The sequence below is a fragment of the Paraclostridium dentum genome, assembly GCF_012922555.1.
Taxonomy (GTDB): Bacteria; Bacillota; Clostridia; order Peptostreptococcales; family Peptostreptococcaceae; genus Paraclostridium; species Paraclostridium dentum.
In genome coordinates this window covers 258,295-270,961 of record NZ_WIPK01000002.1, presented here as the reverse complement: position 1 = coordinate 270,961, position 12,667 = coordinate 258,295, and the positions used below count along the sequence as shown (strand labels likewise).

Below are 12,667 nucleotides of genomic sequence, written 5' to 3'. Positions count from 1 at the left end.
TTACCCACTTTATAAATATCTACACTATAAATTTATTCTACATAGGCTATATTATTTCTTTCATTATATTAATAGTTTTTTGTAAACTTTCTTCAAGTTCTTTTTTCTTTTGCAAATCTAACTTATCTATTTTATCATTTACTATCTGCATAAACTTTTCTATTTCTGTATTAACTACAACTTCACCTTCTTCTGTTATACCGTAGAAAGTGTTTCTTCTATCTTTAGAATCCTCTTCTCTATAAACATATCCTAACTCTACTAGCTTGTTTAAAAGTATACATAAGCTAGATGTTGAAACATATAACTCTTTACTTAAATTCTTTAACTCTATTTTTTCACGCTTTTGAATTTCAACTAAAGTAAAAAATTGTTTCTTTGTTAGTACTTTCCCTTTTTTGTATCTATCAGTATTTGTTGCTTTAATCAAATTTTGATAATTATTCATACTATGTATCAATAATTTTGATATTTCTTTATTTTCCATATGCTCACCTCTCCTATAGTTTAAAACCCTGCCAGTTTAATTTAACCCTAAAAATTAACTTGCCTTATATGTATTATACTATTGTTTTTCTAATTTTTTAAGTAACAAATGATTAAATTGTAAAATATTTTTAAAAGAATAAAAGCTATAGAAATTAATTAACCTTTTTCTATAGCTTTTATTCTTTATTTTAACATTCTTTATTATCCTTGTTTTCACAATCATTATTTTTTAGCTTTTGAATTTTTTCTAGTATTTTAGGTGTAACACTTAATATATTATCAACCATATTTATATTATGATCTAAACTCATAAGTCTTGTTTCTCCATTTTCAACTACTACAAATGCTACTGGTTGAAGTGATATCGCACCTGCACTTCCTCCTGCAAAGTTTGAATCATCTGTATTTTGTACTTCTTTTTTTTCACCTTGTTTTTCACATTGCCCTCTTGAATACTCTCCTCCACCTATACCAAATCCTATTGTTACTTTAGATATAGGAACTACTACAGTTGTTTCTGTTCTAATTGGATCTCCAATAATAGTATTTGCGTCAATAGTTGTCCTAATTGAATCAAGAGTTGTATCCATTATACTCTTTATTGAACTTGCCGATCTCATCCACTTCACACTCCTCATTATATTTTACTTTTTTATATATTTTTATATCAATATATATTTTATAAACTCCCTTAATTAAAACTACTATATCCTTCATGGTAGGTCTTATATGTAAAACACCTTTATACTTTATGAAGTTTTGAGTATAGCAGGGTGTTACTTTTAAATACATTTTTTCTGAATCAAAATAATTACTTACATTTCCATATAAAATATTTATTAAGACATATATAAAAGAAGTAAAATTTATATTTTCACTTCCATATGATAAATTAGAATATACTTCGCTTACTTGAACCTTTCTAACAATTCTATATAAAGCTAGTAAATTTTCTAATTGAATCATTTGTAATTTAACTTTTTTAGATTTACTTTTACTCTCCTTATTTTTTTTATTTTTCTTTTCTTCTTTCGGTTTACTTATAGGATAGACTGTTTTTGTTATATTGATTAAATTAAAAAAGTATCTAAGTGATACCCTTATCTCTGTATTTTTATTATCTATATCAGCTGTTACGATTACATGAATCCTACTATTTAAAATAAAAAATAGAATTGGTATTCCTACTACAATAGAAATAAATAAAATACTCATTAAATCTTTATAGTTCATATTTATATTATTTTCCATTTTTTCAAAAGTATGCAAAAAAATAGTAGATGATAAATAAATATTTTATCTCATCTACTATTTTAAGATTTATTCGTTTTCATATTTTTCTATAGATGGTAAATCCTCTAACTTTTCTATATTTAGTAATTTTAAAAACTCATTAGTAGTTTTATAAATTATAGGCTTACCAATTTTATCTAGTCTTCCCGCTTCATATATAAGGTCATTTTCAAGAAGTGTTTGTACGACCTTATCACTTTTAACGCCTCTTATTTCTTCTATTTCAACCTTTGTTATAGGTTGCTTATATGCGATAATTGTTAAAGTTTCTAAAGTTGCTTGACTTAAAGTTTTCTTTCTTTTTGGTTCTAATATATTTTTTACAAACTCTGCGTAATCTTTATTTGTACACATTTGATATTTATCTTGTAATTTAATAATTTGAATACCCCTGTTATTTTCTTTATAATCTTCAATTAAGCTGTTTAACATTATCTCAATTTCTTTAGAAGAAAGTTCTTCGTTTATAGCATTATTTAAATCCTTTATGCTTATAGGTTCGCTATATGCAAACATTATAGCTTCTATAATATTTTTTATTTCATCACGTCTCATATTAACTCTCCATATTCCTCTTTATTAAGATATCTTCAAAGAATAAGTCTTGAACAACCATTATTTCATTTGTTTTTATAAGTTCTAAAACCGATAAAAAAGTTGCTATTATTTCATCTTTTTCATATGTATCTATAAGATTTGTAAACCTTATATTTTCTTTTTCTTTCATGATATCTCTAACATAGTGCATCTTTTCTTCTACAGATATAATACGAGTTCTAACAATCTTGTTTAACTTTTCATCTTTTACTTCTTCTAATTCATCTTTTTTTACTTTTAATATATGAGGAAGTATTTTTACTATAGAGTCTAGAGATATTGTTTCTAAGTCTAAATTTTCTTCAACTACTACCTCTTCTTTCTTTCTATAAAATACATCTTCTATGTAAGTAACATTACTTTTTAAATCTTCTGTAGCATTTTTAAACTTTTTATACTCCACAAGCTTTTCCATAAGTTCAAGTCTAGGATCTTCCTCTTCTTCATCATTTCTTTGCTTGTATAGTAAGTATTTAGATTTTATTTGTAAAAGCTTCGATGCCATTATTATAAATTCACTTGCTATTTCTAAATCAAATTCTTCAAGCATATCTAAGTATGCTAAGTATTGTTTAGTTATCTCTATTATAGATATATCCTTTATATCTATTTTATGTTTTGCTATAAGATCATATAAAAGATCTAGAGGTCCTTCATATACCTTAAGTTGTACACTATATTTCATAAATTACCTCGGTTTTTAGTATAAATTTACCATTTAAATTATAAATGTAGCCACTATACTATATAATACATTTACTATAGGATTTAATATTATTAAATGGAAGTTAGTTAATATTAAAAGTATAAATATAAATGTACTCATACTTTCATACTTATAAGCAACATCATAATATTTAAGTGGTATAAATGTAGATATTATTCCCCATCCATCAAGTGGTGGCAATGGTAATAGGTTAAATGCTGCAAATCCTATACAATACGAAACTATAGCATTAAATATAATTAATATTGCTTCAATATTAGCAAATCTCATAAGGTTTGCAAATATTATAGCAGTCAACAGGTTAAATGCTGGCCCTGCTAAAGAAACTATTAAATTCCCAACCTTATAATTTTTAAAATTATTTGGATTTACAGGAACTGGCTTTGCCCACCCAAATCTTGCAATTATAAGCATTATAAGTCCTAATGGATCCAGATGTTTTAATGGATCTAACGTCATTCTTCCGCTCATTTTTGCAGTATCATCTCCTAAAAGATGAGCTACATATGCATGTCCAAATTCATGAACAGATATAGCAACTGCTATTCCTACTGCAGTTACCAAAAACTGACTTAACATATTCATTCAATTTTCTCCTATTTTTTAAGTTTTAATATTATTATAACAATATCTATGTTTATAATCAAATTAGATTAATAAAAAAAGACCTAGTTTATCTAGGCCTTTTAAAACATGTTATCTATTACTCTTTCAAACATTCTAAAGTAACTTGCTTTATTTATATCTTTTTCATTTACAAGATCAACTTTACCTACTTGATTGTTTCCTTTATAAATGTTTATAGTTCCTAATTTAGTACCTTTTTTAACTGGCATTTTTATATTTTCACAAACTTGTATCTTTTTAGTAAAATCTTTGCTTTCACCTTTTTTGATAAGAGCTGTTAAATCTTCTTTTGCAACTAAGTTAACTTTATTTTCTTCAGCTTTATCTAATTTTAGTGTAGCTATAGCGTCTCCTTTAGAGCATAATTTAACACTTTCATAGTTTGCAAATCCATAACTTAAAAGAGATGATGCATCTTTAAATCTTTCTTGTGTTGTAGGTGCACCTAAAGTTGCTGCTACTAAATGTGTCTCTCCTCTTTTAGCTGATGCAGATAAACAGTATTTTGCTTCTTGAGTAAATCCTGTTTTTACACCAGTTGCTCCTTGATAGTGTTTAATCATTTTATTAGTATTAGCAAGCCCTATAGATACTTGCTTTTTACCAACTACTATTTTGTCCATCCAAGTTGTCAAATATTTAGTTATTTTTTCATGCTTTAATAATTCTTTAGACATTAAAGCTATATCATGTGCTGATGTATAGTGATTGTCTACTGGTAATCCATTAGTGTTAGCAAAATGAGTATCTTTCATTCCCAATTCTTTTGCTTTATCATTCATCATACCAACAAACTCTTCTTCACTTCCTCCTATGAACTCAGCCATAGCTACACATGCATCATTTGCAGAAGCAACTGCGATACCTTTTAGTAAATCATCAACCTTTTGAGTTTCTCCTGGTTCTAAGAAAATCTGACTTCCACCCATTTCCGATGCTCTTTCACTTATTTGAACCTGGTCATCTAACTTTATCTTTCCACTATCTAAAGCTTCAACTGCAAGTAACATTGTCATTACTTTTGTAACACTTGCTGGAGGAAGTTTCTCATGTGAATTTTTTTCAAATAATATTTGTCCACTTCCTACATCCATTAGTATAGCTGATTTAGATGATAATTCCATAGATGTATTAGCTTTTTTATCATCTGCAAAAGCTGTAAAGCTAAAAGACATAAAAACCATCATAATAGCTAAAACTACACTAGTAAATCGTCTCATTAATTTCACCTCTTGATGTTTTATTTGATACTATTTTTTCACATTTTGCCTAAATTTATGCGAGTATTTTAATAAACATCAATTATATGGTTTTTATATGGTTTTGTTTACCAAATAATTCTTTACAATTATATAGTATATGCAAGCTTCATTAAAGTTTTTTATATCCATTCCCAATATATCTTTAATTTTTTCTAGTCTATATATTAACGTATTTCTATGCAAATATATATTGTTAGATGTCTTGGATATGTTAAATCCATTTTCTATAAAAGCTATTCCAGTTTCTAAAACTAAATTATCTATCTTATCAATTAAGTTATAATCAAATAAATTTTTATATATAATATCAGTTCCACATAGCTCAATCATGTTGTATAAAGCTAAATCAAATATATCAAAATATTTCCTATCACTATTTTCAATTGCTATGTATTTTTTTAATTTTTTAGTCAAATCTAGCTTAATATCAAACTCATCTTTACTTTTAATTTCGCCTAAATTTATTATGTATGTCTTTTCATAAGATTCAGTCTCTATAATTTGAGGAGTATCCTTATTTATTAAATCTATATTATTTGTATTTAATATAAAATTTCCTTTATAGTTTACTATATTAACATCTTCATATAGAGTAGTTAAAATCTCATTTAGTAAAGTCTTATTTACATTCTTTTGATATATCAAATAAAAATTGCCTTTTAAATTATTAATATTATTCTCTTCTATAAGTTCAATAACATACTTTTGATTGTCCCAAACTACAACTTGATGATTTTCTTTTAAAATATCATTTTTATTATATTTGTATAAATTAATCTTTTTCCCCAATTGACTTTCAAAAAACTCTATTAAATCCTTCACCATCCCACCTCTTATTTTTAGTTTACTTATATCTATTATAAAACAAAAGCTGAGAAACCAAAATATACGCTTAGTTTCTCAGCTTTTAAATAGTTTACTATCTTATTGCATTAGTAGTTTCTTTATCAAATAGATGAACTTTATTTTTATCTAGAGCTAATTTTAAGTTCTGACCGTATTTAACATTGTATCTTGAATCAAATCTTGAAGTTATACTCTTACCTCCAACAGTTAAGTATGCATATACTTCTGCCCCCATAAGCTCACTTATTTCTACTGTAGCATTAAATATTGTATCTTGGCTGTTATCTATAAATATATCTTCTATGTGAATATCTTCTGGTCTTATTCCTAATACAACCTCTTTACCTATATAACCATTTTGCTTTAATATATCTGCTTTTGTTTTGTCTAACGCTACTTTAAAGTCTTTAGCATTTGCGAAAACAACATCATTTTCTTCAGATATATTACAATCTATTAAGTTCATTTGAGGAGCTCCTATAAATCCTGCAACGAACATATTATCTGGATTATCATATACATGTTGTGGAGTATCTATTTGTTGAATAACTCCGTCTTTCATTATAACTATTCTATCTGCCATTGTCATAGCTTCTACTTGGTCATGTGTTACATATATAAATGTTGTTCCAAGCTTTTTGTGTAACTTTGTAATTTCTGTTCTCATTGCAGTTCTAAGCTTAGCATCTAAATTTGATAGTGGTTCATCCATTAAGAATACCTTAGGATTTCTTACTATCGCTCTTCCTAGCGCAACCCTTTGTCTTTGTCCACCTGATAATGCCTTTGGTTTTCTATCTAAGACTTTTTCTAAGTCTAGTATTCTTGCAGCTTCTCTAACTTTAGAGTCTATTTCAGCTTTTGGCATCTTTCTTAGTTTAAGTGCAAATGCCATATTCTCGTATACACTTAGATGCGGATATAATGCATAGTTTTGGAAAACCATAGCTATATCTCTATCTTTTGGTGCTACATCGTTTACTATTTTATTTCCTATATATAACTCCCCTGATGATATTTCCTCAAGACCTGCTATCATTCTAAGTGTTGTAGACTTTCCACAACCAGATGGTCCTACTAAAACAACAAATTCTTTATCGTCTATATCTATATTTACATCTTTTACAGCTTCATAACCATTATCATACGACTTACCTATATTTTTTAAAATTACCTCTGCCATTTTTAATCTCCCCCAAACCATATTTAATATAGTTTAAGTATATATTAAAAACGTTTTCACATATATAGTCATATTGTCTAAATAATTTCATTCAATTTGTACAAGAAGTCCTGTTTATTTGTAATCTTCATATACTGCCGATGCTAAAATTTTATTTATTTTATCCATCATAGTTGTAAATTTTTGTTCACATTCTAAATAACTTTTTAAATCTTTATTAGCAGATATTTGCTTCTTTAAATCTTGTGACATCTTCAATGTTTTACTATCTAATTTTACCCCTCTTAATTTTTTCGATCTTATATCCATTTCAATTTTTTTATGATTATTTAAAATTAATTCATAGTTTGGATTAGATCTTACGACTTTCATATGCTTTCTAAATTCTTTATACTCTTTACTGTCCTTTATATCACTTGCAAGTTTTGTAGTACTTTCATATACCCCCATGCTTTTCCTCCTAAAAAAAAGATTGAATATAATATATTATATTCAATCTTTCTGTTTTATACCTCCATTATAATAGGAAGTATCATAGGATTTCTCTTAGTTCTTTGATATAAGTACTCTTTTAAGTTATCCTTTATATTATTTTTTAAGTAAGCCCATTCTTTTATATGACTTTGCTCACAAGCTATTAAAACATTCTTTATAACAGTTTTAGCTCCATCCATTAAGTCTTCAGATTCTCTTACATATACAAATCCTCTAGATATTATATCTGGCCCTGCTAAAACTTTTCCATCTTCTTTAGATATTGTAACTACAACTATCATTAATCCATCTTCTGATAGATGCTTTCTATCTCTTAAAACTATATTTCCTACATCTCCAACTCCAAGTCCATCAACTAATACATTTCCAGTTGGCACATGTGATGCAACTTTTGCTGAAGTTTTATCTAATTCTAAAACTTCACCTGTTTTCATCACAAATATATTTTGACTTGGCATACCTAAATCTTCTGCTACCTCTGCATGTTTCTTTAACATTCTGAACTCACCATGAGCAGGCATGAAGAACTTAGGAGCTACTAATCTGTGCATTAATTTTAATTCTTCTTGTCTAGCATGACCTGAAACGTGTATATCCGCTGCATCATCATAAACAACTTCTGCACCTTTTTCAAATAAACAGTTTACAACTTTAGAAATAAGTTTTTCATTCCCTGGTATTGGATGTGCTGATATTATTACTAAATCACCTTGTCTTATTTCTACTTTTTTATGTTCAGCTGATGCCATTCTAGCAAGTGCTGACATAGGCTCTCCTTGAGATCCAGTTGTTATTATAACTAATTCATTATCTTCATATCTATGAATATCATTTAAATCTATTATCATTTCATCATCTATGTCTATATAACCTAATTCTCTTGCTACAGCCATAACGTTAACCATAGATCTTCCTGATACAGCAACTTTTCTTCCAAATTTTTGAGCAGCATTAACAATTTGTTGTAATCTGTGTATATTAGAAGCAAATGTTGCAACTATTATTCTGCTGTTGTTAGCCTTTGCAAATAATCCATCCAGTCCTGTTCCTACAGTTCTTTCTGATGGGTTATATCCTGGTCTTTCAATGTTTGTACTATCAGCAAGCATTAATAATACGCCTTTTTTGCTTAATTCACATATTCTTTGAAAATCCATTACTTCTCCATCTATAGGAGTTAGGTCTATTTTAAAGTCCCCTGTATGGAATATTATCCCTTGGTCAGTGTGAACTGCTATTGCACAAGCATCTGGTATACTATGATTTACTTTTAAAAACTCTACTTCAAAGTTTTTAAGATTTATAGCTTGACCTGGAGTTATAACATTTAAATTTACATTATTTAATTTGTGTTCTTTTAATTTTACTTGTATAAGTCCAACCGTTAACTTAGAAGCATATACTGGAACATTTATCTTTTTTAATACATATGGTAATGCTCCGATATGGTCCTCATGACCATGAGTTATAAATATTCCCTTAACTCTGTCCTTATTCTTCACTAAGTAAGTTACATCTGGTATAACTATATCTACCCCTAGCATCTCTTCTTCTGGAAAACTTAACCCTGAATCTATAACGATAATTTCATCTTTATATTCAATGACAGTCATGTTTTTTCCGATTTCGTTTAGCCCACCCAGAGCCATAACTTTAATTTTATTCAAACTCTTTTTGAACAATTGCATCATCTCCTTTTGTCCTAACTTTTCGCACTTTTTAAATCTCACTCTTTAAACGTTCCTTAACGAACATACAAATAATATCAAATCACGCACTCTTTACCAGTTATTATAATTGTATCACAAGTTGAAGTATATTTTAAGATATATTTAAAATACATTTACCGTATTGTTTTGACAAACTATAATTATTTTGCTATTCTCAAAATATAATATTTTGGGGAGGTTATAATGCGTGGTAAAACTCATTTCACTATAGGTATTTTGGCTTCACTGCAAGCTTCTATCCTATTTAATAAGCCAATTTCTCTAATGAATATTGGAATATGTTCATTATTTTCAATATTACCTGATTTAGACACGTCAAACTCCGTTATATCTAATACACTTTTAAATCATAATACATCTAAAAAGATTTATAAGATTATTGTTTATACATTAGATATATTAATTTTTTTAATATCTTTAAAAATAAATGAAAATTTTTTCATAAGTTCAGTAATAACATTTATAGCAATAATAATATTAGAAGCTAAAATTAATCATGGCTTTTTAAGAAAGCTATTTTTATCTCTAATATTTTTACTTTTAGCTATTTGCATATATTTAGCCAATGGTAAATTCTATTTTATTCTATTTAATATTGTTTTAGCTTCTTTCCCTTGGTTAAAACACAGGAAATTATCACATAGTATTTTAGCAATCTTAATCATAAGTTTTTTACTTAAACAAATTGAGTTATTAACTAATATATCAAATTTATGCTTTTTTGGAACTATCGGATATGCATCTCATTTATTTTTAGGAGATTTATTTACAAAATCAGGAATACCACTTTTTTATCCTATCAGTGAAAAGAAATTTTCTCTTGGGTTTTTAAGAGTTGGAGGGCGTTTAAGCAATATATTAGAAATTCTATTTATATTAATACTAATATTATGTATTTTGTTAACTCTATCAAAATTTTAAGCCCCAATAAGGGGCTCATCTTTACTTACAGGATTCGCATAAACCATAAAATTTAAGATCGTGGTCTATTATGCTAAAATTATATAATTTTTGTATTTCCAGTTCTATAGAATCTAGTAAATCTTCTTTTACCTCTATTATCTTCCCACAGTTTTTACATATTAAATGATGATGATTGTGTGCATCAGAGTCATCTAAATCGATTTCATATCTTATGCATCCATCATCTAAGTTTAATTTAGAAATTGCACCAACTTCATCTAGTAATTGCATTGTTCTATAAACTGTAGCAAGTCCTATTTCTGGACAATCAACTCTTACTAGGTCATATATTTCTTCACTACTTAAATGTTCATCCTTATGCTTTAGTAACGTCTCTACAATAGCTCTTCTTTGAGGAGTTATTTTAAATCCCGTTTCCTTTAACTTTTCCTTTAATATATCCATTTGATTCATTTTACATTTACCGCCTTCATTTTCAAATGATAATCTTTATTAATTATTGTACTCTATTATTCTCCTTTTGTCAATATAACAGCAAATTTACGCTTATATTAATTAAATAAAAGTAAAGGTTTTAAACCTTTACTTTTATAATAATACCCAAAGTTTATAAGTTTTAAATAAATTTTATTTATTATAAATAAAATTATTTAAAACTTTTAAATTTTCTGTCTTATCCCACTTAACTACAAAGCTATTATCTTTTTTAAGCCTTCCAGATTCTCTATACTCTGCAACTGGAAATTCCATTTGGTCTAATTCATAATTATATAATTCTTTAGATGTCATAGCTATTGTAAGAAGCTTTGATATAGGTAAATTTACATCTACATAAGGCATCATTTCTTTTATAACCTTTGGATAACTAGTTACAGGAAGTTCTACTAGTTTATTAGCTATACTTTTTAATACATCTCTTTGTCTTTTATCTCTTTCATATATACTATCAATTTGTCTTATTCTAGCATAAGCTAATGCTTGATATCCATTTAGTAATTGGTTACCTTCAAATCTTATAAATTGGGGTTCTTCCCCTTTATCTTTTGCTACCTTAAAAGAGTTTACTATTATATCATTTAAATGTTCTATTTCATTTTTATGGACATTTACTTCAACACCACCCAAGGTATCAACTAGATCTATAAAAGAATTAAAGTTTACAGCCACATATCCATCTAAATCTATATTTAAATTTTTTTCTATAGTCTCTAGTAATAACTTAGATTTTCCATATGCATATGCGTGAGTTAATTTTTCATACCCATGTCCAGGAATATTTACTAGCGTATCTCTTGCTAATGAAGTTAGTTTTAAATTTTTATTATCTTTATCTATAGTAAGAATTATCATTGAATCTGATCTTCCTACCTTATCAAAACCACTTGAATCACTTCCTATTAGTAATATATTAGATACATTTTTATTTTTTTCTTGAGTATTTTTATCTAAGTTCTCTTGATTTATACTACTTTTACTATTGTTGATAGTAGCTTTTTCTATAGATTTACTATAATTATTTAACGCATATATATTACTTAAAGTAGATGCAATCACAACACTAGCACTCAATACTACACAATACTTTTTAAATTTATTCATATTTCATTGCCCCTTATACTTTCATTAACTTTATTTTATCCATATAAATAAATTTAAATCTTAATTTATAAAATTTTAGATTATCTTATAAATTAGGTAATACATCAAATATCATAGTTTTTATAGTTGCAAAAAACTCTCTTGCATAATAAACTGGTACAAACTTACTTATAGATTTACTAGTGTAAAAATTAACATTTCCATACCCATTTACTTTGGCTAGTATAAAACTCCTAAAGCTGTGGAAATCAGTAGTGACCACCTTTACATTAAGATTCTTTATATCTTTATTACTGTTTTTTTCTATTTTTTCTTTACTATATTTAAAGTTTTCATATGTATTTGTAGACTTATCTTCTAGTATTATTTTATTTTTGTTTACACCATGTTCTACTAAATAATTTTCCATAGCTTTTGCCTCTGAAAGTTTTTCATCACTTCCTTTTCCTCCAGATACAACAATATAACAATCATCTTTACTCTCATCTAAATATTGAATAGCTTTATCAAGTCGCCCTCTTAATGTTAAACTTGGCGTAGTATTTTTAACTGATGCCCCTAGTACAATCAAATAGTCACATTTGTCCTTCTCATTATTTTTCGGAAAAAATATTAATACAGACTCTACTATTAAAAATGTTAATAGAATTATAGTTACAAATATTTTAATTACATTCTTTAATTTTTCATTAATATGTATTTTGTTTTTTACAAAATGACATATTATAAGCGAAATACCTATAACTAAGAAGAAACTTCCAAAGGCCATTCCTCCATAAAATACTTCTAGATAACTAAAGTAACATACCCCTAATATCCCTACTAATATATCTATATATTTAATCATCTAACTCCTCCTATATAAAATTCACTTCGTTTAAAGCGTAAAAAGGGA

The 12,667-nt window shown here is 26.9% G+C and carries 15 protein-coding genes; 1 reads left to right on the top strand and 14 read right to left on the bottom strand.

The features are described 5' to 3' along the window. Positions 1-46: 46 nt before the first annotated feature. The 11 genes from GFJ41_RS07230 to GFJ41_RS07180 all read right to left on the bottom strand — a co-directional run bounded on the left by GFJ41_RS07230 (position 47) and on the right by GFJ41_RS07180 (position 9,207). Complete coding sequence (locus GFJ41_RS07230; RefSeq protein WP_150886283.1) at positions 47-487, bottom strand: MarR family winged helix-turn-helix transcriptional regulator; 441 nt, start codon at positions 485-487, stop codon at positions 47-49. Positions 488-677: 190 nt separating this feature from the next. Continuing rightward, positions 678-1,109, bottom strand: a complete 432-nt coding sequence (locus GFJ41_RS07225; RefSeq protein ID WP_025161659.1) for a GerW family sporulation protein — start codon at positions 1,107-1,109, stop codon at positions 678-680. After that, positions 1,063-1,740, bottom strand: a complete 678-nt coding sequence (locus GFJ41_RS07220; RefSeq protein ID WP_021429926.1) for a hypothetical protein — start codon at positions 1,738-1,740, stop codon at positions 1,063-1,065. The genes GFJ41_RS07225 and GFJ41_RS07220 overlap by 47 nt, the downstream gene beginning before the upstream one ends. A gap of 69 nt (positions 1,741-1,809) precedes the next feature. Next, positions 1,810-2,337, bottom strand: coding sequence for an SMC-Scp complex subunit ScpB (scpB, locus tag GFJ41_RS07215; protein WP_142730431.1), 528 nt, complete (start codon positions 2,335-2,337; stop codon positions 1,810-1,812). A 1-nt stretch (position 2,338) separates the two neighbouring features. Further along, a complete protein-coding gene (locus tag GFJ41_RS07210; protein ID WP_021429960.1) occupies positions 2,339-3,064 on the bottom strand; it encodes a segregation and condensation protein A in 726 nt (241 codons plus the stop codon). Positions 3,065-3,097: 33 nt separating this feature from the next. Further along, positions 3,098-3,691: a site-2 protease family protein gene (locus tag GFJ41_RS07205; protein ID WP_021429892.1), complete on the bottom strand. Its 594-nt coding sequence runs from the start codon at positions 3,689-3,691 to the stop codon at positions 3,098-3,100. A gap of 101 nt (positions 3,692-3,792) precedes the next feature. Then, entirely contained in the window at positions 3,793-4,953 is a 1,161-nt protein-coding gene (locus tag GFJ41_RS07200; protein ID WP_150886287.1) for a D-alanyl-D-alanine carboxypeptidase family protein, read from the bottom strand. A 93-nt stretch (positions 4,954-5,046) separates the two neighbouring features. Then, positions 5,047-5,817: a helix-turn-helix domain-containing protein gene (locus GFJ41_RS19045; RefSeq protein WP_025161656.1), complete on the bottom strand. Its 771-nt coding sequence runs from the start codon at positions 5,815-5,817 to the stop codon at positions 5,047-5,049. 97 nt (positions 5,818-5,914) lie between these two features. Beyond that, positions 5,915-7,024, bottom strand: a complete 1,110-nt coding sequence (locus tag GFJ41_RS07190) for an ABC transporter ATP-binding protein (RefSeq protein WP_168932142.1) — start codon at positions 7,022-7,024, stop codon at positions 5,915-5,917. Positions 7,025-7,138: 114 nt separating this feature from the next. Beyond that, a complete protein-coding gene (locus tag GFJ41_RS07185) occupies positions 7,139-7,474 on the bottom strand; it encodes a YlbF/YmcA family competence regulator (protein WP_168932143.1) in 336 nt (111 codons plus the stop codon). A 56-nt stretch (positions 7,475-7,530) separates the two neighbouring features. Next, positions 7,531-9,207, bottom strand: coding sequence for a ribonuclease J (locus GFJ41_RS07180; RefSeq protein ID WP_093430348.1), 1,677 nt, complete (start codon positions 9,205-9,207; stop codon positions 7,531-7,533). Positions 9,208-9,432: 225 nt separating this feature from the next. On the opposite strand from GFJ41_RS07180, the gene GFJ41_RS07175 reads away from it, so the two are divergent. After that, positions 9,433-10,170: a metal-dependent hydrolase gene (locus GFJ41_RS07175; protein ID WP_035114365.1), complete on the top strand. Its 738-nt coding sequence runs from the start codon at positions 9,433-9,435 to the stop codon at positions 10,168-10,170. 21 nt (positions 10,171-10,191) lie between these two features. Here the strand turns inward: GFJ41_RS07175 and GFJ41_RS07170 are convergent, their stop codons facing one another. The 3 genes from GFJ41_RS07170 to GFJ41_RS07160 all read right to left on the bottom strand — a co-directional run bounded on the left by GFJ41_RS07170 (position 10,192) and on the right by GFJ41_RS07160 (position 12,619). Continuing rightward, positions 10,192-10,626 carry a Fur family transcriptional regulator gene (locus tag GFJ41_RS07170; protein WP_025161654.1) on the bottom strand — a complete coding sequence of 145 codons (435 nt, stop codon included), beginning with the start codon at positions 10,624-10,626 and terminating at the stop codon, positions 10,192-10,194. A gap of 174 nt (positions 10,627-10,800) precedes the next feature. Next, a complete protein-coding gene (locus GFJ41_RS07165; RefSeq protein ID WP_170074978.1) occupies positions 10,801-11,772 on the bottom strand; it encodes an LCP family protein in 972 nt (323 codons plus the stop codon). An 85-nt stretch (positions 11,773-11,857) separates the two neighbouring features. Beyond that, positions 11,858-12,619, bottom strand: a complete 762-nt coding sequence (locus tag GFJ41_RS07160; protein WP_170074977.1) for a YdcF family protein — start codon at positions 12,617-12,619, stop codon at positions 11,858-11,860. Positions 12,620-12,667 lie beyond the last annotated feature (48 nt).